The organism is Streptomyces sp. NBC_01334 (assembly GCF_035983595.1).
GTDB classification, from domain to species: Bacteria; Actinomycetota; Actinomycetes; order Streptomycetales; family Streptomycetaceae; genus Streptomyces; species Streptomyces coriariae.
Map to the genome: position 1 here is coordinate 8,575,599 of NZ_CP130718.1, position 26,246 is coordinate 8,601,844.

The window sequence follows — 26,246 nt, forward strand, 5'->3', positions numbered from 1 at the left end:
GGGCCGGTGAACGGCGAGGAAGACCGCGGGACCGGACGATCGGAGACGGACATGCGTGTGGGCGTGCACATCAATCGGTTCGGCGAGGCGGGGGACGCGTCCGCGCTGGGCGCCGAGCTGGCCGCGGCGGGTGCCGCCGCGGAGGCGGCCGGGGTGAGCCGGCTGTCGGTGATGGACCACTACTTCCAGATGGAGTTCAACGGCGGCGCCGAGGCCCCCATGCTGGAGGCCTACACGACGCTGGCGTTCCTCGCGGCCCACACCTCCACGGTCAGACTCGGCACCCTGGTCACCGGTGTGACCTACCGGCATCCCGGACTGCTCGCCAAGATCGCCACCACGCTCGACGTGCTGTCCGGCGGACGGGCCTCGCTGGGTATCGGGGCGGCCTGGTACGACCGTGAGCACGAAGGGCTCGGGGTGGCGTTCCCGTCGACGGCGGAGCGGTTCGAGCGGCTGGAGGAGACCCTGCGCATCTGCCTGCGGATGTGGGACCCGGACGACAACGGGCCGTTCGAGGGCGAGCACTACCGGCTGGCCGAGACCCTGTGCGTGCCCGCGCCGGTCAGCTCGCCGCGCCCGGAGATCCTGATCGGCGGCGGAGGCGAGCGCAAGACGCTGCGGCTGGTCGCCCGGTACGCGGACGCGTGCAATCTGTTCACCTCGACCCCGGAGGAGGTCCGGCACAAGCTGGACGTCCTGCGCGGGCACTGCGAGGCGGAGCGGCGCGACTACGACACCGTGCTGAAGACGGTCACCTACTCCGGCGACGCCGCCGACAAGGGCGATCTGGACGGCCTCCTGCGTGACCTCACCGGCTACACCGAGCTCGGCATCGACACGGTGATCCTCGCGCCGCGCCTGGGCGAGACGGCCGGCTGGATCGAGCGGTTCGTGGCCCCGGCCGTGGTGCGGCTGGCCGAGCTGGACTGACCGGACCGGGGCGCGTGGAGCGGGGGCGTCCGGAGCGGGGCCGCGTACGAGGAAAGGGGCCGCGTACGACGAAGGGGGCCCGGAAAGCGTTCCGGACCCCCTGCGCCCCGCGTCCTGCTATGTCACCGTGCTGCCGTCAGGCGGCAGCGACCTCGCCCGCGTGGCCGTGCAGACGGGCCACGACCTCGGTCAGCTGGGCGGCGACCTCGGCGTCGTCCACCGGGTGGGTCTCGGCGAAGCGGGTCAGCGAGCCCGGGATGGAGAGCTTGAGGTCCTCGATGACCTTGCCGCCGGCGATGCCCACGGCCTTGCGGGCCTCGTCCTGCGCCCACACGCCACCGAACTGGCCGAACGCGGTGCCGACCACGGCGACGGGCTTGCCGCCGAAGGCGCCGGCGCCGTACGGACGGGAAAGCCAGTCGATGGCGTTCTTCAGGACGGCCGGGATCGTGCCGTTGTACTCGGGGGAGAAGAGCAGGAAGGCGTCGGCGGCCTGGGCGGCCGCACGCAGCTTGGCGGCGGTGGCCGGGACGCTGCCCTCGACGTCGAGGTCCTCGTTGTAGAAGGGGATCTCGGCCAGGCCCTCGAAGAGGTCGACGGTGGCGCCCTCGGGAGCGACCTTGACGGCCGCCTCGGCGAGCTGGCGGTTGGTCGAACCGGCGCGAAGGCTGCCGACGAGCGCGAGGATGCGGACAGACATGGGTACTCCCAGAGGCTGAAACATTGCCGTTACAAATCCGGACCGAGGTCCGTTTATTGTTCTAGCATCCTAACCGGACCGCGGTCCAGTTTCATTCCCGATGCTTTACGCTGAGTTCATGTCCGCCGTTCTGCCTCCCTGTCCGGAGCCCGAGGAGAGCCTGACCGAGCCCGAGCTGCTGCACCTGGGGCCGGCCGGGGACGAGCCGTGCCTGCGCGCCGACGCGGCCCGCAACCGGGCCAGGCTGCTGGACGCCGCCGCCCGGCTGATCGCCGAGCACGGCGCGGCCGGGGTCACGATGGAGGCGGTGGCGAGCGCGGCGAACGTGGGCAAGGGCACGGTGTTCCGGCGCTTCGGCGACCGCACCGGGCTGCTGACCGCGCTCCTGGACCACTCGGAGCGGAACTTCCAGGCCGCGTTCCTGAGCGGTCCCCCGCCGCTGGGGCCGGGCGCGGAGCCCGTGGAGCGACTGCGGGCGTTCGGCGTCGCCATGCTCCGGCGTGCCGTGGACGAACTGGACCTTCAGCTGGCGGCCGAGCCGGGACCGGACCGCAGGTACTCCGTGCCGCCGCGCCGCGTCCACCACAGCCATCTGGTCCTGCTGCTGCGCCAGGCCCTGCCCGACGCGGACGTCGAACTGCTGGCCCACACGCTGATGGGGTACCTCAACCCGGTCCTCGTCCATCACCTCACCCGGCAGTGCGGCATGCCGGCGGCGCGCCTGGAGGCGGGCTGGAGCGAACTGGTCGACCGGGTGGCCGGCGGGGTGCCGAACGCGACGCCGGTCAGGGTCCCGCGGTGAAGAGGTCGACGACGGCCCGCGGGGCGTCCTCGGCGAACAGGGCCACGCTGCTGTGGGCGGAGGCGGCCGCGGCCGCCTCGCTGCGCGGGAACAGCTTCTCCTCGTAGGCGGCCAGCGCGGCCTCGCGCTCGCCCGGGTGCGCGGCCAGGGACAGGCCCAGTTCGGCGCCGTCCAGCATCGCGAGGTTGGCGCCCTCGCCCGCGAACGGCGACATCAGATGGGCGGCGTCGCCGAGCAGGGTGACACCGGGGACCCGGTCCCAGCGGTGGCCGACCGGCAGGGCGTGGATCAGGCGCGGCACCAGTGGCCCGTCGGCGTCGGCGACCAGCGCCCGCAGGCTCTTGTCCCAGTCCGCGAAGTGCTCCAGGACGTGCCCCCTGGCCGCCTCGGCGTCGCCGAAGTCGACACGGTCCGCCCAGTCCTCGGCGACCCGCAGGGCGGTGTAGACGTGCAGGCTGCCGTCGGGTTCGCGGTGCGCGAGGAAGCCCCTGCCGGCGCCGAGCGCGAGGAGGAACCCGCCGCCGACCACGCCGGCGCTCACCGGATGGCGTACGTCCGCCTCCAGCAGGTCCGTCTCGACGAACGACACGCCCGTGTACGCGGGCCGGGCGTCGGAGAGCAGCGGCCGGATCCGTGACCAGGCTCCGTCGGCGCCGACCAGCAGGTCCGTGGTGAAGGCGGAGCCGTCCCCGAGACGCACCTCGTGCCGCCCGTCGCCCAGCGGACGCGCGCCGGTGACCTTCGCGCCCCAGCGGACCGTTCCCTCGGGCAACGCGTTCAGCAGCAGGTCGCGCAGGGCCCCGCGGTCGACCTCGGGGCGCTCGCCGGTCCCGTCGTCGGCCCCCTCGAAGCGGACCACCGCGTCCTTGTCGAGGACCCGGGTGGCCTGGCCGCCGGGCAGGACCAGCGTCCGGAACTCCTCGTGCAGTCCGGCGGCGCGCAGTGCCTCCTGGCCGGAGTCCAGATGGATGTCGAGCATGCCGCCCTGGGTGCGGGCGCCGGGCGAGGCGTCCAGGTCGAGGACGGCCGCCTCGATGCCGTGCACGTGCAGCACACGGGCGAGGGTGAGGCCGCCGAGTCCGGCGCCGATGATCGCTACGGGGTGGTGCATGGGTCCTCCTGCGGTCGTCCTGTGGTCGTCATTCGGGTACGGCGGTCCGCTCGATGCCGCTGATCAGTGCCTGGAGCCCCCAGGAGAGGCGGGTCTCGGGCGATCCCGAGAGCAGCGGTCCGGCGAGGCCGGCGATGTGCGGATGGGTCCGCTCCGACGCCTCGCGCACGGCGTGCAGCAGGGCGTCCCAGTCCTGCGGGGAGGCCTCGTCCGTGTGCTCGGCGGCTGTCGCGGTGGCGTGCTGCAGCAGCAGGTCGACGCCCCACGCGGCCTGTGTGGGCGGCACCCCGCCCTCGTCGAGCAGGGCGAGCAGGGTCTCGATCAGGTTCAGGTAGTGCGGGCCGCTGGGCCGGGCGGTGAGCGCGGAGCGGGCCAGGTCCGGGTAGGCGAAGAGCATCGCGGTGTACGAGGTGAGCACCCCTTCCAGCCGCTCCCGCCAGGAGGTCCCCTCGGTCGGCGCAGGCCCGACCGTGCCCAGCAGTTCGTCGAGCACGGCCGCGTGCAGCTCCGCCGTGTTGCGGACGTAGACGTACAGGGAGGCCGGGCCGGTGTCGAGCTCCTCGGCCAGGCGTCGCATGGTCAGCTTCCGCAGGCCTTCGGCGCGCAGCACCGCCAGGGCGGCAGCCACGATGCCCTCCCTGGTCAGGGCGGGCTTGGCCGGGCGCTCACGGCGACTGCGGGGGGTGTCGGGGCGTGCTGTCATGCCTTCACCGTATCGAACATGTTCGTTGCGAACAAGTACGTCACGAACATGTTCGTTGACGGCTCATCGGATTTCGGTGTCCCCCGCCCGGAGCCTCGCTCACAGCTTCTGCCAAGATGCCGTACGTCATGGTGCAGATACCGAACACGCCCGCGCCGACGATGTCGCCGGCGCCGCGCCCCGTGCCCACGAGCGCTGACGTGGCCCGCCTGGCCGGCGTCTCGCGCGCGACCGTCTCCTACGTCCTGAACAACGCCAGCGCCGTACGCATCAGCGAGCCCACCCGCCGCCGCGTGCACGAGGCCGCCAAGGAACTCGGGTATGTGCCGCACGCGGCCGCCCGTACCCTGCGCGCCGGCCACAGCCGCATGGTCCTGATGCCCACCCTGCCCGTCCCGGCGGGCCCCCTCTACTCCCAGTTCGTGCACGACTTCCAGGGGGCGCTGAGCCGCCTCGACTACACCGTCGTCCAGTACGGCGCCACCGGCCTGCGCGGTGACGACGCCGCCCGGGCCTGGGCCGAACTGCGGCCCGTCGCCGTGCTGGTGCCCAGCCCCGGCGTCGGCCCGGAGGGGGTCGCCGTACTGAAGAGGTCCGGCGCCCGGGCCGTGGTGACCCTCGGTCCCGAGGCGGTCGAGGGCGCCCGCGCGCTGCTGCTGGACCACGCCGACGTCGGCCGCAGCGCCGCCGCGCACCTGTACGCCCGCGGCCGCCGCCGGATCGGGGTGGTCGTCCCGGCCGAGCGCGGCATGGAGATGTTCTCCGCGCCCCGCCTGGCCGGCTCCCGCGAGGTGCTGCACGGCACGGACGCCACCGTCACCGAGCTGTCCCTGGCCTACACGGAGGAGTCCGCGGCCGCCCTCGCCGCCCGCTGGCCCGCCCTCGGTCTCGACGCCGTCTTCGCCTACAACGACGAGTACGCCATGCTGCTGATGCGCGCCCTTCAGGACGCGGGGGTGCGCGTCCCCGAGGACGTCGCCGTCATCGGCGCCGACGACCTGATGCTCGGGCGGCTGCTGCGGCCCCGTCTCAGCACCGTGCGGATCGCGCTGCCCTCCGGCCGGGACCTCGCCTCGCTGGTCGACCGGGCGGTGCGCAGCCCCGCGGCCGCCCCCGAGGCACACGAACCGTTCGGAGCCACCGTGGTGCAGCGCGACTCCAGCTGAACTACGGTCTCAGGGGAGGCCTGCCATGCGCGCGACGGTCGGCATCATCGGCGGCGGCCCCGCGGGGCTGCTGCTCGCCCGTCTGCTGCACCGCGCGGGCGTCGACTGCGTGGTCCTGGAGAGCAGGACGCGGCAGTACGTGGAACAACGCCAGCGTGCCGGAATGCTGGAGCAGGGCACGGTCGACGCCCTGCGCGCGGCGGGAGCCGCCGACCGGCTCGACACCGAGGGCCTGGTGCACCACGGCATCGAGCTGCGTTTCGACCGCGAACGCCACCGCCTCGACTTCCCCGTTCTCACCGGCGGTCGCACGGTCACGATCTACGCCCAGACGGAGATCGTGAAGGATCTCGTCGCGCTCCAAGTCGCCGACGGGCCGCCCCTGTTGTTCGAGGCGGCGGCGCTCGCCGTGGAGAAGCCGCTGAGCGGGTCGCCCGTCGTGCGGTTCCTGCACGAGGGCCGTGAACAGACCCTCTCCTGCGACTGGGTCGTCGGCTGCGACGGCTCGCACGGCGTCGCCCGCGGGGCCTTCCCGGCCGCCGCGGGCCGGACGTACACCCACGACTACCCGTACTCCTGGCTGGGTGTGCTTGCCGAAGTGCCGCCCTCCTGCGAGGAGTTGATCTACGCACGCCATGAACGAGGCTTCGCCCTGCACAGCATGCGTTCGCCGCGGATCTCCCGGCTCTACCTCCAAGTCCCCAACGGCACCCGCCTGCTCGAGTGGCCCGACGACCGGATCTGGGACGAACTCGCCGCCCGCTTCGCCGTCGACGCCGACTGGACGCTGCGCCCCGGCCCGATCATCAGCAAGTCCGTGACGCCGATGCGCAGCCTCGTCCACGAGCCGATGCGCCACGGCCGGCTGCTGCTCGCCGGGGACGCCGCCCACATCGTCCCGCCGACCGGCGCCAAGGGGCTCAACCTCGCCGTCTCGGACGTACGGCTGCTCGCCGGCGCCTTCGCCGAACTGCGCGCCACCGGGTCCACGAGGCTGCTGGACGGGTACTCGGACCTTTGCCTGCGACGTGTGTGGCAGGCGACCCGCTTTTCCGACGACATGACTAGGATGTTGCACGCTCAACCAGATGGAGATGCGTTCGACCATCGGATGCAGCTCGCCCGGCTGCGCCGGATCACCGCATCCCGCCACGCCGCCGCCGAACTGGCGGCCAACTACACGGGACTTCCCCTCCCCCTGTGAGGGCCGTGAGTCCCGCGGGTCACCGATCGGAGAGCCTTCATGCCGCTGCTCGACCCCAAGAACTGGCAGTCCCGCACCTTGTCGGGCCCCCGGTACACCGTCACCGAGCCCGCCACCGGCGACCCGCTGGGCACCGTCGACCTGGCGGGCGCCGCGGACGTCGGTCCGGCCGCCGAGGCCGCCCGCGCCGCGCAGACCGAGTGGGCCCGGCTGCCCCACTTCGTGCGCGCCGGTGTGCTGCGCAAGGCCGGTGACCTGTTCACCGCGCACGCCGACGAACTGCGTGAGTGGATCGTCCGCGAGTCCGGATCCATACCCGGCAAGGCCGACTTCGAGCTGCATGTCGCCGCCCAGGAGTGCTACGAGGCCGCCGCACTCGCCTCCCGCCCGGCCGGGCAGGTCCTGCCCAGCGAGGCGCCCCGGCTGTCGTACACCCGGCGCGTGCCCGTCGGCGTCGTGGGCGTGATCTCCCCGTTCAACGCCCCGCTGATCCTGTCGATCCGGTCCGTCGCGCCCGCCCTCGCGCTCGGCAACGCGGTCGTCCTCAAGCCGGACCCGCGGACGGCGGTGTGCGGCGGACTGGCCCTGGCCGCGGTCTTCGCGGAGGCGGGGCTGCCCGAGAACCTCCTGCACGTCCTCCCGGGCGGCGCCGAGACCGGTGCGGCCCTGGTCGCCGACCCGCGCGTGCCCGTGATCTCCTTCACCGGCTCCACCGGGGCCGGCCGGGCGGTCGGCGAGGCCGCGGGCCGCCACCTCAAGCGGGCCCACCTGGAACTCGGCGGCAACTCCGCCCTGATCGTGCTGGAGGACGCCGACCTGGACGCAGTGATCTCCACGGCGGCCTGGGGCTCCTTCTTCCACCAGGGCCAGATCTGCATGACCACCGGCCGCCACCTGGTGCACGCCTCCCTCTACGAGGAGTACGTGGAGCGGCTCGCGGCGAAGGCCGACGCCCTCGCCGTCGGCGACCCGCACCGCGCGCAGGTCCACCTCGGCCCGCTCATCGACAGCGGCCAGCTGACCAAGGTGCACGGCCTGGTGGAGGCCAGCACCGCGGCCGGCGCCAAGCTCGCCGCGGGCGGCAGGCACGAGGACCTCTTCTACCGGCCGACCGTCCTCGCGGGCGTCGACGACGACACCCCTGCCTACGCGGAGGAGGTCTTCGGCCCGGTGGCCCCCGTCCGCTCGTTCGGCACCCCGGACGAGGCGGCGGCCCTGGCCGCGCGCAGCTCCTACGGCCTCTCGCTCGGCATCGTCACCCGGGACGCCGCCCGCGGGCTGGACCTCGCCGAACGCGTCCCCACCGGCATCGTGCACATCAACGACCAGACGGTGAACGACGAGGCCGTCGCCCCCTTCGGCGGGGTCGCCGCCTCCGGCACCGGCGCCCGCTTCGGCGGCGAGGCCAACCTCGAGGCCTTCACCGACGTCCGCTGGACGACGGTGCGCGCGGACGTGGCGCCGTACCCCTTCTGAGAACTTCCGTGCCGGGGACTCCGGGCCTACTCGCCCTGAGCGGCCGGGGAGCCGTCGGCCCCGGCCTTGGCCTGCTCTTCCTCGATCGACTTGCGGACCTCGTCCATGTCCAGCTTGCGCGCCTGTCCGATGACGTCCGTGAGGGCGGCCTCGGGCAGGGCGCCCGGCTGCGCGAACACGGCGACCCGGTCCCGCACGATCATCAGCGTCGGGATCGACTGGATACCGAAGGCCGCGGCCAGCTCCGGCTGCGCCTCGGTGTCCACCTTGCCGAACACCAGGTCCGGGTTCTCCTGCGCGGCCTTGTCGTAGACCGGGGCGAACTGACGGCACGGGCCGCACCAGGACGCCCAGAAGTCGATCAGGACGAAGTCGTTGTCGGTGACCGTCTGGTCGAAGTTCTCCTTGGTGAGCTCCACGGTGCTGCTCATGGCGTGATTCCTCTTCCCGGTGCTTCCTGCCAGGGGTCTCCTGGCATGGGGTGAAGCCGTCCGCCACAACACGGCCGGACCGACGCGTATTCCGCGCCCCTACCCGTGTGGCCACCCCGCACACCACCCACCAGACTGACCCCATGACGGAAACGGAAACCAACCTGTACGACGTGGTTGTGCTCGGAGCCGGGCCCGTGGGGGAGAACGTCGCCGACCGCACCCGTGCGGCCGGCCTCACCACCGCGGTCGTGGAGAGCGAGCTGGTCGGCGGCGAGTGCTCGTACTGGGCCTGCATGCCCAGCAAGGCCCTGCTGCGCCCGGTGATCGCCCGCGCGGACGCCCGCAGACTGCCCGGCCTGCGCGATGCGGTGCAAGGCCCGCTGGACACGGCGGCGGTGCTCGCCCGCCGCAACTGGTTCACCGGCGACTGGACGGACGACGGTCAGGTCGACTGGATCAAGAGCATCGGCGCGGACCTCTACCGCGGCCACGGGAGACTGACCGGCCCGCGCACGGTGACGGTGGGGGACAAGGTGCTCACGGCCCGCCACGCGGTCGTCGTCGCCACCGGTACCCGCGCGGCGCTGCCCGACCTGCCGGGCCTCGCCGAGGTCAGGCCCTGGACGAGCCGGGAGGCCACCAGCGCACAGTCGGCGCCCGGCCGGCTCGTCGTGGTCGGCGGGGGAGTCGTCGCCACCGAGATGGCCACCGCCTGGCAGGCGCTCGGCTCGCAGGTGACCCTCCTCGTCCGGGGCAAGGGCCTGCTCGACCGGATGGAGCCGTTCGCGGGCGAACTGGTCGCCGATGCGCTCACCGAGGCCGGCGCGGACGTGCGCACGGGCACCTCGGTCGCGTCGGTGACCCGCTCCGACGGCACCGTCGTGGTCGTCACCGACACCGGCGAACGCATCGAGGCCGACGAGATCCTCTTCGCCGTCGGCCGCGCCCCGCGCACCGACGACATCGGCCTGGACACGGTCGGCCTGGCACCCGGCTCCTGGCTCAAAGTCGACGACAGTCTGCGGGTCAACGGCACCGACTGGCTCTACGGGGTGGGCGACGTCAACCACCGGGCCCTTCTCACCCACCAGGGCAAGTACCAGGCCAGGATCGCGGGCGCCGCCATCGCCGCCCGCGCGGCCGGTACCGAACTGCCGGAGAGCGACCCGTGGAGCGCCCACGCCGCCACGGCCGACCACGAGTCCGTCCCCCAGGTCGTCTTCACCGACCCGGAGGCGGCCGCCGTCGGTCTCTCGCTCGCCGAGGCGGAACAGGCCGGACACCGGGTGCGGGCCGTCGACGTCGACATGTCGTCCGTGGCCGGAGCGGGCCTGTACGCCGAGGGCTACAAGGGCCGCGCCCGGATGGTCGTCGACCTGGAGCGGGAGATCCTGCGCGGCGTCACCTTCGTCGGTCCCGGTGTCGGCGAGTTGATCCACTCGGCGACGATCGCGGTGGCCGGACAGGTCCCGCTCGCCCGGCTGTGGCACGCCGTCCCGTCCTACCCGACGCTCAGCGAGGTGTGGCTGCGGCTGCTGGAGGCCTACCGGGACAACTGAGCGCACCCGGCCGACCGGCCCGCCGCTCAGGGGAGTTCGAACCCCAGCGCCCTCGCGGCCAGGTCCGCCGTCGGCTGCGTCCAGCGTTCGAGCACGGACTGGTTGGCCGAGAGCGAGCGCGGTTCGGCCCGGTCGAGGTAGAGCAGACCGTCGAGGTGGTCCGTCTCGTGCTGGACGATACGGGCGGGCCAGCCGGCGAACACATCGTCCAGCGGCCGGCCGTGCTCGTCCGCACCCGTGAGCCGCACCTCGGCGTGCCGGGCCACCACCGCCTGGTAGCCCGGCACACTCAGGCAGCCTTCGAAGAAGGCGGCGCGGGTGGAACCGACCGGCTCGTACTCGGGGTTGACCAGCACCCGGAACGGCTGGGGCACCCGGCCGCGGGCCAGCCGCACCTCCTCCGGTACCGGCGCCGGGTCCTCGATGACGGCGATCCGCAGTTCCACGCCGACCTGCGGGGCGGCGAGGCCGACGCCCGGCGCCGCGTGCATGGTGACGCGCAGGGCCTCGACGAACCGGGCGAGCAGAGCGGGGTCGAGCTGACCCTCGTAGCGCGTCGTCCCCGTCCTCAGGACCGGGTCTCCGGCCGCGACGATGGGCAACGGGCCGCCGGAGGCGAGGAGTTCCTCGATCCGTTCGGCAAGGGGCGGGCGGGGACTGGGAGATGCCATCGGGCCAGCATGCCACGGCCGCATGGCGTGTGACGCACGCCACTCGAAGTGGCGGGAACTCGGGGCCGTCCGCCGCCGACTACTGGTGCGTCACGGCTGAAAAGCGTCCCCCGGGCCGCTGACCCCGACCCACTCCTCCTGCCCCCGGAGAAGCGCCACCATGTCCACCGCTCCCTCGACCTCCCCCACTCCCGGCTCCGCTCGAGCCGGGGGATCGGACGAGGCCCCGCAAGCAGCGGCCCCCGCGCCGAAGTCCCGCGGTCCGTGGGCCCCGCTGCGCCCGCTGATATTGCGTCTGCACTTCTACGCCGGCGTGTTCGTGGCGCCGTTCCTGCTGGTCGCCGCCGTCACCGGGTTCCTGTACGCCGGCGCGTTCCAGGCCGAGAAGCTCGTGTACTCCCACGAGTTGACCGTGCCGGCCGGCGACACGAAGCTGCCGATCTCCGAGCAGGTGGACGCCGCCCGCAAGGCCCACCCCGAGGGCACGGTCTCGGCCGTCCGCCCGTCGCCGGAGGACGACGCCACGACCCGGGTGATGCTGTCCGGCGTCGAGGGCGTCGAAGCCACCCACACCCTCGCCGTGTTCGTCGACCCGTACACCGGCAAGGTGCGCGGCGCGCTGGAGCAGTACGGTTCGACCGGCGCGCTGCCGCTGCGCACCTGGATCGACGAGTTCCACCGCGATCTGCACCTCGGCGAGAACGGCCGCCTCTACAGCGAACTCGCCGCCAGCTGGCTGTGGGTGATCGCGGGCGGCGGTCTGGTGCTCTGGTTCTCCCGGCGGCGCGCCCTGCGCAAGGTCCGCGGCACCGCCGGACGGCGCCGCACGCTGGGTCTGCACGGCACCGTCGGCGTGTGGGCCGCCGTCGGCTTCATCTTCCTGTCCGCGACCGGGCTGACCTGGTCCACCTACGCGGGCGCCAACATCGACGTCCTGCGCACCTCGCTCGGCCAGGCCACCCCGTCGGTCTCGGCGGCCGCGAGCGGCGGCGACCACGCCGGTCACGACACGGCCTCCGGCGCGGGCGGGGACGGCGAGCACGGCGTCGGCCTCGACAAGGTCCTGGCCGCGGCGCGGGCCGAGGGGCTGGGCGACCCGGTCGAGATCGTCCCGCCCGCGGACGCCTCCTCCGCGTACGTGGTCAAGCAGGTGCAGCGCAGCTGGCCCGAGAAGCAGGACGCGGTGGCGATCGACCCGGCCACCGGCGAGGTCACCGACGTGCTGCGGTTCGACGACCACCCGCTGCTCGCCAAGCTGACCCGCTGGGGCATCGACCTGCACACCGGCGTCCTGTTCGGTCTGGTCAACCAGCTCGCGCTGATGCTTCTCGCGGGCTCCCTGGTCCTGTTGATCGTCTGGGGCTACCGCATGTGGTGGCAGCGAGGGCGCGGGTCCGCCTTCGGCCGGCCCATCCCGCGCGGGGCCTGGGCGCAGGTCCCGCCGTACGTCCTCGTCCCGCTGATGGCGACGGTCGCCGTGGTCGCCTACTTCGTGCCGCTCCTCGGCATCCCGCTCGCCGGCTTCCTGGTCGTGGACGTCGTCCTCGGCGAGATCGCGCACCGGCGGGGGCGGCGGGCGGCTGTCTGAGCGGGCCCGTGCACGGCGGCGGCCCGGCGGTGGAATGTCACCGCCGGGCCGCCCGCTGTTGTGGGCTCAGGCCTCGGGGAAGTCCCCGGCCAGTGCCGAGGCGAGCCGCAGGTGCGGTCCCGCCTCTGCGTGCCGCCCCTGTCGCTCCAGGGTCCGGCCCAGCATCAGCCGGGCATAGTGCTCCACCGGGTCCCGCTCGACGATCAGCCGCAACTCGGTCTCCGCGCGGAGCAGTTGGGCCGAGTGGTAGTAGGCGCGGGCCAGCAGCAGCCGCGGTCCGGTCTGCTCCGGCACCTCCTCGACCAGCCCGACCAGCACCCGCGCGGCGGCGGCGTACTCCTTCGCGGCGAAGAACAGCTGCGCCCGCTCCCACCGCTCGGCCGGCGTTCCGTGGGCGTAGTAGGCGGTGTTGTCGGTCGTCTCGTATGTGGTGTCCACTCGTGCCTCCTTCGAGGCCGACAACCGGAGATGGTGGTTGAATATTCCACTACTCGGAGGGGGTGCGTGGGTGCGCTACCGCGACGCGCGGGCCAGCTCCGCCAGCTCCGCCTCGGCCCGCTCGGTGACGCGGGCCAGGACGTGGCCGGTGGTCGCCAGATCCTCCGGCGGGATCCCGGCATAGATCCGGGCCGAGATCTCGCCCGTCTCGGTGCCGACGACGGCGAACAGCTCACGCCCGGCGTCCGTGGGTCGGACCAGAGTGCCGTCGGCCGCCAGCAGCTCTGCGGCGAGCAGCCCGTCGACGGTGGCGTGTACGTCCGCCGCTTCGGTCTTGAGTGCGTGGGTCACCTGCTCGACGAGCGCGCCGCGCTCCAGCGGTCCGTCGGCGGTGACGGCCGCCCGCAGGGTGATCTGCTGCTGGAAGGTGGCGCCGTGCCGGGCCAGGACGCGCTCCAGGACGGCGCGGCCCGCGTAGTGGGCCAACCCTATGGTGCGGCCGTCGACGGACGGTGCGGTGTCGGTCATCGTCACTCCTGCGTTCTCTCGTCGGTGAGGTCGAGCGGTACGTCGAGCAGAAGGGCCAGTTCGCCGGTGAACGCGCGTGTCCGCGGGCTCGTCAGGCCGCCGAGAGGTTCCAGCAGCTGTTCCAGCAGCCCCTGGACCACCTTGACGGCCCGCTGTGTCACGTCCTGGCCCCGTTCGGTCAGGGCGAGCTGTACGGCGCGCGGGTCGCGGGGATCCCGGGCGCGCTCGATGAGGCCGGCGGACTCCAGGGCGCGCGCCAGCTTGGAGACGTAGAGCGGCTCGAGGCCGGTGTGGTCGGCGAGCCGGCGCTGGCTGGGCCGTTCGCCGGCGTGCCGCATCCCGTACAGCGAGGCGACCAGCGAGTACTGGGCGTGGGTCAGGCCGAGCGGTGCCACCGCCCGGTCCACGGCCACGCGCCACTTCGTCGACAGCCGCCACACCAGAAAACCGGGCGTCGCCCCTTCGGGGCCCTTGCGCTCACTCATGAACAATAGAGTACATGGCTACTATGTCCATGGCTACTTAATCTCTGCTGCTGGGTCGGGAGTGACACGGGAGCCGGGAAACCGGGTTCGCTGAGACTCGCGCGTTCAAGGCTGCCTGCTGGTGGGTTCGGCGGGGCCCTGCCCGCTTCGCCGCCGGATCACCCCAGGTCCCCCGGATCACTCCGGATGGGCCACCGTCTCCTTCTGCAGTTGCACCGCCGCCAGCAGGCTCAGCTTCGGTTCCGCCTTGCGCAGCGCCTTCACCGCCGCGACCGAGGCGATGTCGCCCGTGAAGCCGACGGCGGCCAGCCGGGAGCGGACCCAGCGGGCACGCAGCTGCGTTTCGGTGGCGGCGGCGGTGGACTCGACGAGTGCGGCGGCGCGTTCCAGGCCCGGGCGCTCCTGTGGCGAGGCCTCGGCCAGTGCCTGACGCAGCGCCGTCGCGACCAGGTCCGCGTCCCGGATGGCCAGCACGAAGTTGTTCCTCTTGCTCAGTCCCGTTATTCCTGTCATGGGCAGCAGCGTGACGGGCATGTTCCCTGCGTGCCAAGCGACTTGAGGAGTCTCAGAGGCTCGGTTGTTCGCTGCCGCCCTGTGCGGTCAGGGCGAAGGCCAGCAGCGCCGTCGTGGTGAAGTCCAGTGCGGGCTCCACCGTCTGCCAGGCGCCCACGTCGTCGACGTACCGTGCGCCCTTCCCGTCGAAGTCGGTCCATGCTCCGCTCGGCGGGGCGGCCGTGCACTTCTTCATGGTCGGAAAGCCGTTCAACTCCTCCAGCCTCGAAGCGGCGTTGGGGCCGTTGACCACGGCACCCCGCAGGATGGCGCCCTTTCCGTCACGGCTGCCCCGGAGGTTGGCGAGCTGGTGTTCCGGGCAGTGCGGGTAGACCTCACCCGCACCGATCACGAAGCTGGTTCCCCAGGCGTTGGCGCCGAGGGCCCAGCCTCGCTGCCGGCCGGCGAAGGCCGCGTAACGGGTGTCCCCGGTGGCCTTGGCGTAGAGGCGGGCGGTGGCCATCAGGCCGAAGGTGTGCGGTACGGCGTCGAAGTCGTCGTAGACGGCGCCTGCTCCGAACGGATCGTGCCCGGCGCGGGTGACACCGTCGTCCAACTGGCGGCGCAGGTCCGCGTACAGCTCCTCGGCCCCGATGCCGTTCGTGCGGGCGCCGTCCAGGACCGTGGCCAGGTCGACGTGGGCCAGGGCGCTGACGTCCGCGACGTTGAGCGTGCCCTTGACGTCGGAGGCCAGATAGTCCCCGGCCCATCCGGCCGCGGCGTCGGCCCAGTCGCTCTCCCGGTCGTCCCCGAGTTCCCGTGCGGCCAGGGCCAGTTCGGCACCGCCGAACTCCATGTCGTCCTGCCATGAGTCCTCGGGATAGAAGGCGCCCGGGAACGCGGTGACGAGCTGCTCGTCGGGGTCGTGGTCGGCGTCGGCCAGGTCGTACACGGCGGCCGCCTTGTCCAGCCAGTCCTGGGCCTCCTCCGGCTCCGTGTCGGCCGCGCGCTGTGCGGCGAGGGCGAAGACCGCGGCCACCCGTCCCGCCAGGTTGGGGCTGATCGGCTCGCCCGGTGCGGCCGCGCGGAAGACCGGCCGGTGCTTGATCGTGTAGTCCGGGTCACCGGGGGACACGTCGAGTCGGTCGTCGGCCTCCGGCAGCCGCCACACGTCGTGGTCCGTCAGTACGGCGTCGTTGCCCGCGCCGATGCCGACCTGTGCGTAGAGGGTCTCGCTGTCCTCGTCCCACATCCTGTCCAGCCAGGCCAGCCCGTGCGAGGCCTCGGCGGACAGCTCGGTCAGGCCCGCCAAGTCGCGCTGTGCGAGCAGGAGTTCGGCGACGGAGTAGGAGGTGGTGGCGGTGAACTTGAGGAAGTCGCCCGCGTCGAACCAGCCGCCCGAGACGTCGACCCGGTCGCCGGTCGGGGTCAGCTGCTCGTCGAGCAGCTCGTTGCCCTCCTCGTCGTAGTCCGGGTCCGCGTAGACGGTCGCGTCCTGGTCGGCGAGATGCGAAGGGCCGTGCCGCAGGGCGCCGGGAAGCACGTCGGTTCCGTCGCGCTGTGCCTGCAGGAAGCGGACGTTGTCCCGGACGAGCGGGGTCATCAGCTCCTCGGCGTCGGCGACCCGGAAGGCGGGGGAGCGGCCGGCCGCGGTCCCGGTCAGGACGATGCGGTAGGTGCCGGGGGTGTTGAGCGTGGAGAGGTCGACGGTACGCACCGACGGGTACTTGGCGTTCCAGCGGCCGGTGGAGGCACCGAGCCGCCCCGCCGTGACGACGTCGTTCTCGGCGTCGACGACCTTGAAGCGCGCTTCGGAGAGGGCCCCCGAGGGCCCCATGACGTAGGCCTGCTTCGCCTCGCCCGCTATGTAGCCGACCTGGTCGACCCGGATGGCCACCTCGGTCGAGGCGGGCCCGGTGCCGCCGCCGAAGGGCAGGCCGTGCAGGGTCGCGGCGAGGAGCAGGGTGCCAAGTCCCGCGGCGGTGCCGACCAACAGCCGGGGCCTGCGCAGAGTGTTCATGCGCCCGTCTTGAGATCCGCGACGGCCACGGCCCGCGCGAGGGCCGTCGCGAACCCCGCGCCGCACAGCTGAGCAGCGACGACCGCCCCTCGTTCGGGACCGTCCTCCAAGATCGATACGCGCATGGCTCGGAGCTTAGACGGTGGGGGCGCCGGGGTCCGCGCCGGTCCCTTCATGGGGGAGGTCCCCACCGACTCCATCGCCTCGCCTCAGGCGTCGGGCGGCACGGTTTCGAACTCCCTCGCCAGGTGCCCGGTGTCCAGTCGCAGCCGCCACGCGTTCCGGCGCTGCGCGGCCGCGAGGGTGGCCTGGAGCGGTGACGGCGGCACCGCCAGGACGGGGCAGCCGGCGTGGGCGAGGCAGTAACGGCTGATCGACGGCCACAGCGCACGATGCAGCAGACCACGCCGCCCGGCGCCGATCACGAGGAGGTCGTCCTCCCGGTCGGCGGTCCCGACCAGCGCCGGACCCGGGGTGCCGCGCGCGATGAGGGGGCGTGTACGCAACCCGTGGCCGTCACCGCCGAACACCTCGCGCAAGGCACCGAGCAGCCGCTCACGCGCCAGCCGCTCCCAGTCCTCGACCAGGACGGCCGCGGCCGTCGACCTGCGGGCGGCGAGCTCCCCGCCCGGCGGCTCCCAGGCCAGCACCGGCCAGAGCTCGGCTCCCCGGCGCCGCGCCTCGTCGGCGGCCCGGACCAGGGCGGTGAGACTCCCCAGCGAGCCGCTCACCCCCACGACGACACGGGGGGCCGAGGACGGGCGGAACTCGGACATCGCTTCCTCCGTTCTGCGGGCGCCGACCGGTCCCTCCGGGCGGCGACCTTCCGCAAAACCTCTTCCACCCCAGCTACCCTGCGAGGCTCCGAACAGCCCGTGCGCCCTTCCCTACGTCACCACCCACCCTCCTTGGCCAGTTCCAGGGCTTCGAAGACCGTGAGCGCGTCGCGGAGGGCGGCGACGTCGTGGGTGCGGATGTAGTCGGCCCCGCTGCGCGCGGCGTACAGCTCCGCCGCCAGGGTGGCCGGGCCGATCTCGGGAAGAGCGCTCCCCGTGAGCGTCCGCAGAAAGGACTTCCGGGACGGGGAGACCAGCACCGGTACGTCGAAGCGCGCTCTCAGCCGCTCCAGGTGGGCCAGGGTTCTCAGCGACGGTTCGGGCCCCCTGCCCAGGAAGTGGCCCAGCCCCGGGTCGATGACCAGCCTGTCGTGACGGACCCCTGCCGCTTCCAGCGCTGCCAGGCGCTCGGCGAAGAACTCCTCGATGCCCTTGCACACTTCCGTGGGATAGGTCCGTACCTCGGTGGCGGGACCGCGACGTTGCACGGAGTGCATGACGACGAGCCGGCAGCCGGATTCCGCGAGCTCCTGGTACCGGGCGGGCTCGGCGAAGCCCTGGATGTCGTTGAGATACAGGGCGCCACGCGCGGCGGCGAACCGCTGCGTCGCGGGCTGAAAGGAGTCGACCGACACCGGAACGCCCTCGGCGACCAGCTGATCGATGACGTCGGCCAGCCGCCCCGTCTCCTCGTCCGCGGACACCCTCCGGGCTCCCGGATGGCTCGCGGCGGGCCCGAGTTCGATGACGTCGGCCCCGTCCGCGCGCAGCCGGCGCGCGTGGGTCACCGCGGCCTGCGCGGTCAGGAATCTGCTCCCGTCCGAGAACGAGTCCGGGGTGATGTTGACGATCCCGACCAGCGAAGGCCGACGGACTCCCACCGGTGAGGGATGAGCGCGCTCATCCATGGAGCTCGAGGTTCTGATAGATCTCGGCCGTCACCGTCGAGAAGTTCATGGTCATGAAATGCAGTCCAGGGGCCTCTTCGGCGAGCAGCCGGCGGCACATCTCGGTGGCGTGGTCGATTCCGAGTGCTCTGACCGCCTTGGGGTCTTCCTGAGCGGCGAGCATGCGCTCGGCCAGCCGGGCGGGGACGGCGGCGGTGGAGAGGGTGGGAATACGTCGCAGTGAGGGGACGGTGGTGATCGGCATGATCTCCGGGATGATCGGCGTCTCGCAGCCCGCCGCTGTCACACGGTCGCGGAAGCGCAGATAGTCCTCGACGTCGAAGAACATCTGGGTGACCGCATAGTCCGCGCCGGCCCGGCACTTGGCGACGAAATGGCGGATGTCGCTGTCCCGGTCGGCGGAACGCGGGTGCATCTCCGGAAATGCGGCGACGCCGACGCAGAAGTTTCCCGACTCCCTGATCAGACTGACCAGTTCGGCCGCGTACCGGACACCCCGCGGATGTCTGGGCCAGGGGCCGAGCGGGTCGCCGGGCGGGTCTCCGCGCAGAGCGAGAATGTTGCGCACGCCCTGGTCGGCGTAGTGGCCGAGAATGTTGCGCAGTTCGGCGACGCTGTGGCCGACCGCGGTGAGGTGGGCGACGGGGGTGAGCGTGGTCTCCTGGGCGATCCGCCCGGTGACGTTGACCGTCCGGCCCCGCGTCGAGCCGCCGGCACCGTACGTCACGGAGACGAAAGTGGGCGACAGGGCCTCCAGGCGGCGGATCGCGGTCCAGAGTCCGGCCTCTGCCGCCGCGCTGCGGGGCGGCATGAATTCGAACGAGTAGGAGCGGCCACCCCGTGCGAGCAGGTCGCGAATGGATACTGCGCTGTCTGTTCTTGTGCTGGGGATGCCGAGTGCCATGTGAACAAGCCTTCCGATCCTCGCAGTTCGTGGGCTGCCGCCCCGCTGATGCTGTCTCCGACGCCGACGCCGACGCCGACGCCGACGCCGGGGCTCGGGCTCGGGCCGGGGGAGGACGGCGAGTGCTTCCTCCCCCGGCCCGCTCGGCCTGCCCTCAGGCCTCAGGACCCGGAGAGTTCCTCACGCACGGCACGGGCGGCGGCGACCAGGTTCTCCAGCGAGGCCCGGGTCTCGGGCCAGCTGCGGGTCTTCAGGCCGCAGTCGGGGTTGACCCAGAGACGCTCGGCGGGAATGGCCCTGAGACCGGTACGGAGCAGCTCGGCGGCCTCCTCGGTGCTCGGGACGCGGGGGGAGTGGATGTCGTAGACACCCGGCCCGGCCTCGCGCGGGTAGCCGTGCGCGGCGAGTTCGCGGGCCACCTGCATGTGGGAGCGGGCGGCTTCGAGGCTGATGACGTCGGCGTCGAGGTCGTCGATGGCCTGGACGATGTCGCCGAACTCGGCGTAGCACATGTGGGTGTGGATCTGCGTGTCCGGACGCACTCCGCCGGTGCTGAGCCGGAACGCCTCGGTGGCCCAGGCGAGGTAGGCCGGGCGGTCGACGGTCCGCAGCGGCAGGGTCTCGCGCAGCGCGGGTTCGTCCACCTGGATCACCGAAGTCCCGCCCGACTCCAGGTCGTCGACCTCGTCGCGCAGGGCGAGGGCGACCTGGCGGGCGGTGTCGCCGAGGGGCTGGTCGTCGCGGACGAAGGACCAGGCCAGCATGGTGACGGGACCGGTGAGCATGCCCTTGACCGGGCGGTCGGTGAGGGAGCGGGCGTACGTCGTCCAGCGCACGGTCATCGGTTCGGGGCGGGAGATGTCGCCGGCCAGGATCGGCGGGCGGACGTAACGGGTGCCGTAGGACTGCACCCAGCCGTGCTCCGTGGCCAGGTACCCGGTGAGCTGCTCGGCGAAGTACTGCACCATGTCGTTGCGTTCGGGCTCGCCGTGCACGAGGACGTCCAGGCCGGCCTTCTCCTGGAAGGAGACGACGTCCTGGATCTCGGCCCTGATGCGCTCCTCGTAGCCGGTGGTGTCGATCCGGCCGGTGCGCAGGTCGGCGCGGGCGGTGCGCAGTTCGCCGGTCTGCGGGAAGGATCCGATGGTGGTGGTCGGCAGGAGGGGCAGGCGGAGGTGGGCGCGCTGGGCCGCGGCCCGCTCCGCGTACGGCTGGGAGCGGCGGGTGTCGGTGTCCCTGACGGCGGCGGCGCGGGCGCGCACGGCCGGGTCGTGGGTGAGGGGGGAGTTGGCCCGGCCGGTCAGGTCGGCCCGGTTCGCGGCCAGTTCGCCGGTGATCGCGTCGGTGCCGAGGGCCAGGCCCCTGGCGAGGGTGACGACTTCGGCGGTCTTCTGGCGGGCGAAGGCCAGCCAGCGCCGGATCTGTGGCTCGATGTCCCGCTCCAGAGCCGTGTCGAGGGGCACGTGGAGCAGGGAGCACGAGGCGGCCACGTCGACCCGTTCGGCCAGCCCGAGCAGGGTGCCGAGGGTGGCGAGGGACTGCTCCAGATCGTTGATCCAGACGTTGCGGCCGTTGACGACACCGGCGATCAGCCGCTTGCCGGGCAGGCCGCCCACGGCCGCCAGGGCGTCGAGGTTGGCGGCTGCGGCGTCGGTGAAGTCGAGCGCGAGCCCGTCGACGGGGGCCTTGGCCAGGACCGGCAGGGCGTCGCCGAGCCGGTCGAAGTAGGAGGCGACCAGGAGCTTGGGCCGGTCGGTCAAGGCGCCGAGAGCGCGGTAGGCGCGGGCGGCGGCGCCCAGTTCGGCCGGGGTGCGGTCCTGGACGAGGGCGGGCTCGTCCAGCTGTACCCACTCGGCGCCGGCCGCGCGCAGGTCGGCGAGGACCTCGGCGTACACCGGCAGCAGCCGGTCCAGCAGGGTGAGCGGCTCGAAGTCCGCGGGCACGCCCGGGGCGGGCTTGGCGAGCAGCAGGTAGGTGACCGGGCCGACCATCACCGGGCGGGCGTTCAGCCCGAGGGCGAGGGCCTCCCCGAGCTCGGCGACCTGCTTGGCCGGATCGGCCGTGAAGACGGTGTCCGGTCCCAACTCGGGCACCAGATAGTGGTAGTTGGTGTCGAACCACTTGGTCATCTCGAGCGGCGCGACGTCCTGGGTGCCGCGTGCCATGGCGAAGTAGCCGTCGAGCGGATCGGTGGCGACGGCGTCGCGGTGGCGGCCGGGGATCGCGCCGACCATGACGGTGGTGTCCAGGACGTGGTCGTAGTACGAGAAGTCGCCGGTCGGGACCTCGTCGATGCCGGTGTCGGCGAGCTGCCGCCAGTTGGCGGCGCGCAGTTCGGCCGCGGTGGTCCGGAGGGCGTCGGCGGTGACACGGCCCTTCCAGTAGCCCTCGACGGCCTTCTTCAGTTCCCGGTTCGGGCCTTGACGGGGGTAGCCGTACACGGTGGCCCGTGCTGCCGCGGCTGCGGACTTCGCTGTCACGGAAATCTCCTTCGCGAGACATCTCCCTGGGATCCCGGGACGGGACGCGAGCGCGAAGGGGTGACGAACCGGGCGGACCGATCCCGCGCGGCGCGGCGCGGTCGTTCGCCTGATATGTACGCCGACCCGCCCACGAGGTCACCGGGATTTCCGCGCACGAGTCCTTTCGTGCGCGGGCAACGGGCAGGTCTTCGGACTCACGGGCACGTCTCGTCGTACGGAGTTCGTACGAGACACCTACTGGCCGTCGCTTCCCAGACCCTGTTCGTGGGTCCAGTGCGTATGACGGCGGTCGTTCCCGCTCACCGCTGCGGGGCAGTCCCGGATTTCCACCGGGTTCCCTCTTGCGACGCATCCCGCCTGGCGGACGGGGCGAACCAGCTGCGCCCGCCAGCCTACGGGGCGGTCCTCCGGTGCGGCGGATCACTCAGCCATTCGGATGGTGAGGTGGAACACGCGTTCGGCATGCTTGGAATGTGCCGAGGGCGGGAAACGGCCCACTCGCGTCTCTCGCCCGTGTCCTCGAGACCTTCGCCATCGGACTCGGCTGCGAGATCCGCCGCGCCCGCCGGCTCGTCCGACGGGCTCGCCCTCGCCCTCGCCAACGCCTCCGTCCCGCTACCGTTGGCTTCCGTTCTGCAAGCCCGGCTCGGGGTGGCTGCGCCACCTCCGCCCCCACCCCCACCCCACGCAGCGAGGATGACCATGTCCAAGGACCGTCCCTGGAACCGCAGTCCCGAATCGGAGCCCGCCGGGCAGCCCGAACCGGCGGACATCCTCCCGCCGTTGGCCGGGCTCGAGATCCACGGCATGAACGACGAGCGGGTCAGGGCCCACTGCCTGAATCAGGCCCGATACTGGCTCGCCTCGTACGAGCACCTGCGCCGCCGCAATGACGACCACCTGGAGACCGCCACCAGGTACGCCGTCATCGCTGACGCCTTCCGGCCCGGATCCACGCCCATGGAGCAGTAGCCGCGAGCCCCCGGGGCCGATCGCGGCGGTGCGTCACGCATCCGGCGTCGGCCGGATCTCCGGGGCGAGCTCGGGCGGCCGACCCGTGGTCCACATCGCCCGGACGGACATGCGGCTGATGCGCCAGCCCCCGCGCTCGCGCCGCAGTTCGGCCTCCCAGTAGCCGCCCACCGTGAAGAGAGGGTCGGCGTCCTCACCGCGCTTCCGAAGCGTGGCGTCGTGGTGAACGTGCGTCATCAACGCGTTCCAGGACACCGTGGCCCTCCCCGTGGCCGGTTCGACGTCGACCAGGACGTCCGAGGCGATGTGCTGGGTGCGGGCGTACCTCTCGAGTGCCTCCCTGGTGTGTGCCATCGCCTCGACGCCGTCGGCCGCGCCGATCGGGGTCACCGTCCGGACGTCGTCGGTGACGTAGTCACGGGCCCAGTCGCCCTCGAACCTCCGCTCGTCCAGAGCTCGGAAGAAGCGGCTGATGAGCATGCTGATCTCGGTGTGATCCGGCTGTGTGGTCATAGCGGGAGCGTCGGCCCTCAACCGCGCTTGAGGTCAAGATCGGAGGACGTCGGCCTCAGGGGTTCAGGGCCCGCTCGGTGGTGGGGTGACAGGAGAGGAGGGCGTCGACGCCGACCAGTCGCAGGACCTGCAGGACGGGCTCCTGCGCGGCGGCGATGCGCAACCAGCCCTGCGCGCCGCTCACCTGCCGGTGGGCGGCGAGGAAGACGTTGATGCCGCTGGAGTCCATGAAGGTCACGCCGCTGAGGTCCGCCACGATCCGCGGGGGCGGCACCGCTCCGTCCGCGGAGAGCAGGGCTTCGCCGAGGACGTCCTTGACGTCGTGGTCGATCTCGCCCCGCATGGTCACGACACGAACGCCGTCGACCACGCGATGTTCGACGGACAGGCTCTTCGGCCGGCCCGCTTTCTCGATGTCGGTCACCGTCTCCTCGACTGCGTCTAGGCTGGCCCCCGGGTGAGGGCGTGCGCGGGAGATTCTGCCCCACCACCGCGAGGGCATGCACCCGGGCGGCTGTGCCGAGCGGCATCCCGTGGCATGCATGGCGCGATCGCGGGTACCGGCGCACGTGACCGGGGGAGTGAGGGCGAGGACACGTGGAATCCCACGCCGGAGGCGACGGCAGTACCGGGCTGGACGGCCACCTGATGCGCGCCGGTTACTCCCTGGGCGCGGACGACGGCAGCATCGCCGACGCCCGACACCATGCCGTCGACTTCCTCGACCGGGCCCATGACCACCATCGCCTGCCCGATCCCGCCCGTGCGCGTGACCTCACCCAGTTGGTGGTGAGCGAGCTGGTCACCAACGCCCGCAAGTACGCCCCCGGCCCCGTTCTGATGGAGCTGCGCCTCACGGCCCACGCGGTGGAAGTCGTCGTGTGGGACAGCGACCCGACGGTGCCCGCGGCCCGGCCGAGCGATCCCGGCCGGATAGGCCAGCACGGCCTGGAGATCGTCAAGGCCGTGACGGAAGACCTCTTCGTCGAGCAGGAACCGGTCGGCAAACGCATCACCGCCCGCATCGCCCTCGACGGCCCTCGCTGACCCACCCCGCACCAGCGCCACCCGCACCTGACACGGCGGTGGGTCCCACCCGGCGGCAAGTCCCCAGCCGCTCAACGGTCGTTGCACCGTCACCGGATGCGGTGGGTCTCCCAGAAGGGGCCGAGGTCCTCGTCCGTCATGGACTGGGCGGCCTTCTTGAAGTCGGCGGTGGTGGAGACGCCGTACCAGTGGTCCCGGGCGTACCGCTCGAGGAGCCGGGCCATGGTGTCGGCGCCGAGGATGCGTTCCAGGTCGGCCAGGGCGCAGGGCCCGGCCGTGTAGACGAGGTGGTACGTGCCGCGGTGCTGCGACCAGTAGGCCATGGAGGCGGTCAGCGCGGCGCTGTCGTCGGGCCAGTAGACGTCGGACCAGCAGTCGCCCGTCTCCCAGCCGTAGAAACGGGCGTTGGCGTACTGGGCGAAGCTCTCGTCCAGCCACGGTGAGGTGTACTCGTCGTTGCCGACGATGCCGTACCACCACTGGTGCGCCAGCTCGTGGACGACGGCGCCGCCTTCCTCGGTGGTGCCGAGGAGGACGAGGCCGGGGTACTCCATGCCGCCGCCGAACCCGGGGGTCATCACGAGGTCGACCTCGCCGTACGGATAGCGGCCGAACTCCCGGCCGAACCGGTCGATCGCGGCGACGGCGTCCGCGCGGGTGAGGCGCACGCCCGCGGCGGGGGTGTCGGCCGCCCAGTACGACTTCACGCGCACGCCCCCGGGCGTGGTCTGCGCCGCCGTGCGGAACGGGCCCGCGGCCCACGCGAAGTCCCGCACCCGGTCCGCGACACCGAGGGTGACCGTACGGCCGGGTCCGCCGGGGAGGGTGCGGGTGTGACCGGTCGTGGGCACCTTCAGGGCCGACGGGTGGTCGAGACGGACGCGGAAGTCGCTCGTCAGGGCGTAGAAGCTCTCACCGAGCGCCACGTACGGGTCGAGGTGCCACCCCTTCGCGTCGTGGACGGCGAGCACCGGCAACGCGTTGCCGAGAAAGCGGTAGGCGCCTTCGCGGCCGAAGCGGGCATTGCGTTCGGGCACCGTGATGGAGACATCGAAGGCGACGGCCGTCCGCGCGCCGCGCGCGAGCGGCTTCGGCAGGGCGATGCGCAGGGCCGTGCACTCCACGGCGGGCCGCCCCGGCGTGCCTCCCGCCACGTTCGACACGACGACGGGGGCGGGCGCGCCGGGTGTGCCGCACGGGTCCTCGCCGTTGCCCCACAGCCGCAGGTACACCTCACGCAGCGGCCGGTCGGACGCGTTGCGGAACGACACCCGCTGCCGTCCGGTCCAGTGGCTGCCGTCGGCGTCGGCGCGCAGGGTCACGTCGTAGCGCGCGCGATCGGGCGTCGCGGCGGCCCTGGACACTCCCGGCCCGGCTGCCGCGCCGGCCTCACGCACACCGGCGCCGGCCGCCGTGAGAAGCACGAGCAGCACGACGAACAGACGACGAACGGGCATGGGCGACCACACGGCCAACGGCGACATGCCAGCCGATATTGCCACAACACCCCGCCCATGGCACCGACTTGAGCGGACCGGCCGCGGTCGCCGGGGCCACCCCGCAGCCCCTGATGTCCGCCCGAGCCGTCACCGGACAGTCACGGACGCTCCCCGCCGACCTGCGCGATGCCCGTCTCGTAGGCGAACACCACCGCCTGGGCGCGGCTGTGGAGGTTCAGCTTGGTCATCACCCGGTGCAGGTGTGTCTTGACGGTGGACTCGCTGACACACATGTGCTCGGCGATCTCCTCGTTGCCGAGACCCTTGGCGACGTACCCGAGCACCTCGACCTCCCGGCCCGTGAGCAGGCTCGTCGATCCGGTCCCGGCCCGGGACTGCTGTGGGTGGACGGCGTGTCGCTCGATGAGCCGCCGGACGTGGGCAGGGGCCACCAGGAGGTCGGCGGAGAGGGTCGCCGTCACGGCGCTGAGCAGCTGTTGCGGCGGCATGTCCTTCAGCAGGAAGCCGCTGCATCCGGCGCGCAGGGCCGCGTAGACGAATTCGTCTTCGTCGAAGGTGGTGAGGACGACGATGCGCGGAGCCGGGTCGAGACCGAGGGCGAGAATGCGCTCCGCGGCCGCGAGCCCGCTGAGCCGGGGCATCTTGATGTCCATCAGGATCAGGTCCGGGTGGTGCTCGCGTGCCGCGGCGACGGCCTCCACGCCGTCCGATGCCTCCACGACCGGGCCGAGCCCTTCCACCGTGCGCAGGAGCGTGACGATGCCGGAGCGGATGAGGTGCTGATCGTCCACAACCAGGATGCGGGCCACAGCG

At 72.5% G+C, this 26,246-nt stretch carries 28 protein-coding genes and 1 riboswitch; of the genes, 9 read left to right on the top strand and 19 right to left on the bottom strand.

What is annotated here, in order from left to right; genetic code table 11:
- Positions 1-51 precede the first annotated feature (51 nt).
- Positions 52-933: an LLM class F420-dependent oxidoreductase gene (locus tag OG736_RS38230; protein WP_327186502.1), complete on the top strand. Its 882-nt coding sequence runs from the start codon at positions 52-54 to the stop codon at positions 931-933.
- Positions 934-1,069: 136 nt separating this feature from the next.
- Here the strand turns inward: OG736_RS38230 and OG736_RS38235 are convergent, their stop codons facing one another.
- Positions 1,070-1,633, bottom strand: coding sequence for an NAD(P)H-dependent oxidoreductase (locus tag OG736_RS38235; RefSeq protein ID WP_327186503.1), 564 nt, complete (start codon positions 1,631-1,633; stop codon positions 1,070-1,072).
- Positions 1,634-1,733: 100 nt separating this feature from the next.
- On the opposite strand from OG736_RS38235, the gene OG736_RS38240 reads away from it, so the two are divergent.
- Positions 1,734-2,435, top strand: coding sequence for a TetR/AcrR family transcriptional regulator (locus tag OG736_RS38240; protein WP_327186504.1), 702 nt, complete (start codon positions 1,734-1,736; stop codon positions 2,433-2,435).
- On the opposite strand, the gene OG736_RS38245 is transcribed toward OG736_RS38240, so the two are convergent.
- Together OG736_RS38245 and OG736_RS38250 are read right to left on the bottom strand one after the other, a co-directional pair.
- Positions 2,419-3,546, bottom strand: coding sequence for an FAD-dependent oxidoreductase (locus OG736_RS38245; RefSeq protein WP_327186505.1), 1,128 nt, complete (start codon positions 3,544-3,546; stop codon positions 2,419-2,421). The genes OG736_RS38240 and OG736_RS38245 overlap by 17 nt on opposite strands.
- A gap of 28 nt (positions 3,547-3,574) precedes the next feature.
- Positions 3,575-4,249 carry a TetR/AcrR family transcriptional regulator gene (locus OG736_RS38250; protein ID WP_327186506.1) on the bottom strand — a complete coding sequence of 225 codons (675 nt, stop codon included), beginning with the start codon at positions 4,247-4,249 and terminating at the stop codon, positions 3,575-3,577.
- 116 nt (positions 4,250-4,365) lie between these two features.
- Here OG736_RS38250 and OG736_RS38255 point away from each other — a divergent pair, with 116 nt between their 5' ends.
- From OG736_RS38255 to OG736_RS38265, 3 genes are read left to right on the top strand one after another with little or no spacing between them, the layout of a single operon-like run.
- Complete coding sequence (locus OG736_RS38255; protein WP_327186507.1) at positions 4,366-5,415, top strand: LacI family DNA-binding transcriptional regulator; 1,050 nt, start codon at positions 4,366-4,368, stop codon at positions 5,413-5,415.
- Between the two features lie 25 nt (positions 5,416-5,440).
- Entirely contained in the window at positions 5,441-6,619 is a 1,179-nt protein-coding gene (locus OG736_RS38260; RefSeq protein WP_327186508.1) for a 4-hydroxybenzoate 3-monooxygenase, read from the top strand.
- Positions 6,620-6,658: 39 nt separating this feature from the next.
- A complete protein-coding gene (locus tag OG736_RS38265; RefSeq protein ID WP_327186509.1) occupies positions 6,659-8,095 on the top strand; it encodes an aldehyde dehydrogenase family protein in 1,437 nt (478 codons plus the stop codon).
- Positions 8,096-8,121: 26 nt separating this feature from the next.
- Here the strand turns inward: OG736_RS38265 and trxA are convergent, their stop codons facing one another.
- Positions 8,122-8,526, bottom strand: coding sequence for a thioredoxin (gene trxA, locus OG736_RS38270; RefSeq protein ID WP_020127589.1), 405 nt, complete (start codon positions 8,524-8,526; stop codon positions 8,122-8,124).
- A gap of 143 nt (positions 8,527-8,669) precedes the next feature.
- Here trxA and OG736_RS38275 point away from each other — a divergent pair, with 143 nt between their 5' ends.
- Entirely contained in the window at positions 8,670-10,088 is a 1,419-nt protein-coding gene (locus OG736_RS38275; protein WP_327186510.1) for a dihydrolipoyl dehydrogenase family protein, read from the top strand.
- Between the two features lie 26 nt (positions 10,089-10,114).
- Here the strand turns inward: OG736_RS38275 and OG736_RS38280 are convergent, their stop codons facing one another.
- Positions 10,115-10,759: a peptide deformylase gene (locus OG736_RS38280; protein ID WP_327186511.1), complete on the bottom strand. Its 645-nt coding sequence runs from the start codon at positions 10,757-10,759 to the stop codon at positions 10,115-10,117.
- 160 nt (positions 10,760-10,919) lie between these two features.
- On the opposite strand from OG736_RS38280, the gene OG736_RS38285 reads away from it, so the two are divergent.
- Complete coding sequence (locus OG736_RS38285) at positions 10,920-12,347, top strand: PepSY-associated TM helix domain-containing protein (protein WP_327186512.1); 1,428 nt, start codon at positions 10,920-10,922, stop codon at positions 12,345-12,347.
- Positions 12,348-12,413: 66 nt separating this feature from the next.
- Here the strand turns inward: OG736_RS38285 and OG736_RS38290 are convergent, their stop codons facing one another.
- From OG736_RS38290 to metE, 10 genes are all read right to left on the bottom strand, one after another.
- Positions 12,414-12,785 (bottom strand): tetratricopeptide repeat protein, encoded by a 372-nt coding sequence (locus tag OG736_RS38290; protein ID WP_327186513.1) that lies wholly within the window; start codon positions 12,783-12,785, stop codon positions 12,414-12,416.
- Positions 12,786-12,860: 75 nt separating this feature from the next.
- Entirely contained in the window at positions 12,861-13,313 is a 453-nt protein-coding gene (locus OG736_RS38295) for a winged helix DNA-binding protein (protein ID WP_327186514.1), read from the bottom strand.
- A gap of 2 nt (positions 13,314-13,315) precedes the next feature.
- Positions 13,316-13,798: a MarR family winged helix-turn-helix transcriptional regulator gene (locus OG736_RS38300; protein WP_327186515.1), complete on the bottom strand. Its 483-nt coding sequence runs from the start codon at positions 13,796-13,798 to the stop codon at positions 13,316-13,318.
- 177 nt (positions 13,799-13,975) lie between these two features.
- The gene (locus OG736_RS38305) at positions 13,976-14,311 is read right to left on the bottom strand and encodes a hypothetical protein (protein WP_327186516.1); all 336 of its coding nucleotides are present in this window, start codon (positions 14,309-14,311) and stop codon (positions 13,976-13,978) included.
- Between the two features lie 52 nt (positions 14,312-14,363).
- Entirely contained in the window at positions 14,364-16,310 is a 1,947-nt protein-coding gene (locus tag OG736_RS38310) for a glycoside hydrolase family 9 protein (RefSeq protein WP_327186517.1), read from the bottom strand.
- On the bottom strand, positions 16,307-16,435 hold the full coding sequence (locus tag OG736_RS38315; protein WP_327186518.1) for a hypothetical protein: 129 nt from the start codon (positions 16,433-16,435) through the stop codon (positions 16,307-16,309). Before OG736_RS38315 ends, OG736_RS38310 begins: the two co-directional genes overlap by 4 nt.
- 84 nt (positions 16,436-16,519) lie before the next feature.
- Complete coding sequence (locus tag OG736_RS38320; RefSeq protein ID WP_327186519.1) at positions 16,520-17,086, bottom strand: universal stress protein; 567 nt, start codon at positions 17,084-17,086, stop codon at positions 16,520-16,522.
- A gap of 116 nt (positions 17,087-17,202) precedes the next feature.
- Complete coding sequence (gene folP / locus OG736_RS38325) at positions 17,203-18,054, bottom strand: dihydropteroate synthase (RefSeq protein WP_327186520.1); 852 nt, start codon at positions 18,052-18,054, stop codon at positions 17,203-17,205.
- Positions 18,047-18,958, bottom strand: a complete 912-nt coding sequence (gene metF / locus OG736_RS38330; protein ID WP_327186521.1) for a methylenetetrahydrofolate reductase [NAD(P)H] — start codon at positions 18,956-18,958, stop codon at positions 18,047-18,049. The genes folP and metF overlap by 8 nt, the downstream gene beginning before the upstream one ends.
- Before the next feature lie 161 nt (positions 18,959-19,119).
- Positions 19,120-21,438 (bottom strand): 5-methyltetrahydropteroyltriglutamate--homocysteine S-methyltransferase, encoded by a 2,319-nt coding sequence (metE, locus tag OG736_RS38335; protein ID WP_327186522.1) that lies wholly within the window; start codon positions 21,436-21,438, stop codon positions 19,120-19,122.
- A gap of 165 nt (positions 21,439-21,603) precedes the next feature.
- Positions 21,604-21,835, bottom strand: a riboswitch (cobalamin riboswitch).
- A gap of 308 nt (positions 21,836-22,143) precedes the next feature.
- On the opposite strand from metE, the gene OG736_RS38340 reads away from it, so the two are divergent.
- Positions 22,144-22,413 (top strand): hypothetical protein, encoded by a 270-nt coding sequence (locus tag OG736_RS38340; protein WP_327186523.1) that lies wholly within the window; start codon positions 22,144-22,146, stop codon positions 22,411-22,413.
- A gap of 33 nt (positions 22,414-22,446) precedes the next feature.
- Here the strand turns inward: OG736_RS38340 and OG736_RS38345 are convergent, their stop codons facing one another.
- Both OG736_RS38345 and OG736_RS38350 read right to left on the bottom strand, forming a co-directional pair.
- Positions 22,447-22,926, bottom strand: coding sequence for a nuclear transport factor 2 family protein (locus tag OG736_RS38345; protein WP_327186524.1), 480 nt, complete (start codon positions 22,924-22,926; stop codon positions 22,447-22,449).
- Positions 22,927-22,981: 55 nt separating this feature from the next.
- Positions 22,982-23,350: an STAS domain-containing protein gene (locus tag OG736_RS38350; RefSeq protein ID WP_327186525.1), complete on the bottom strand. Its 369-nt coding sequence runs from the start codon at positions 23,348-23,350 to the stop codon at positions 22,982-22,984.
- A 173-nt stretch (positions 23,351-23,523) separates the two neighbouring features.
- Between OG736_RS38350 and OG736_RS38355 the strand changes: the two genes are divergently transcribed.
- Entirely contained in the window at positions 23,524-23,973 is a 450-nt protein-coding gene (locus OG736_RS38355) for an ATP-binding protein (RefSeq protein ID WP_327186526.1), read from the top strand.
- Between the two features lie 89 nt (positions 23,974-24,062).
- Here the strand turns inward: OG736_RS38355 and OG736_RS38360 are convergent, their stop codons facing one another.
- Positions 24,063-25,430, bottom strand: coding sequence for a M1 family metallopeptidase (locus OG736_RS38360; protein WP_327186527.1), 1,368 nt, complete (start codon positions 25,428-25,430; stop codon positions 24,063-24,065).
- 140 nt (positions 25,431-25,570) lie between these two features.
- Complete coding sequence (locus OG736_RS38365; protein ID WP_327186528.1) at positions 25,571-26,242, bottom strand: response regulator; 672 nt, start codon at positions 26,240-26,242, stop codon at positions 25,571-25,573.
- Positions 26,243-26,246: the final 4 nt, after the last annotated feature.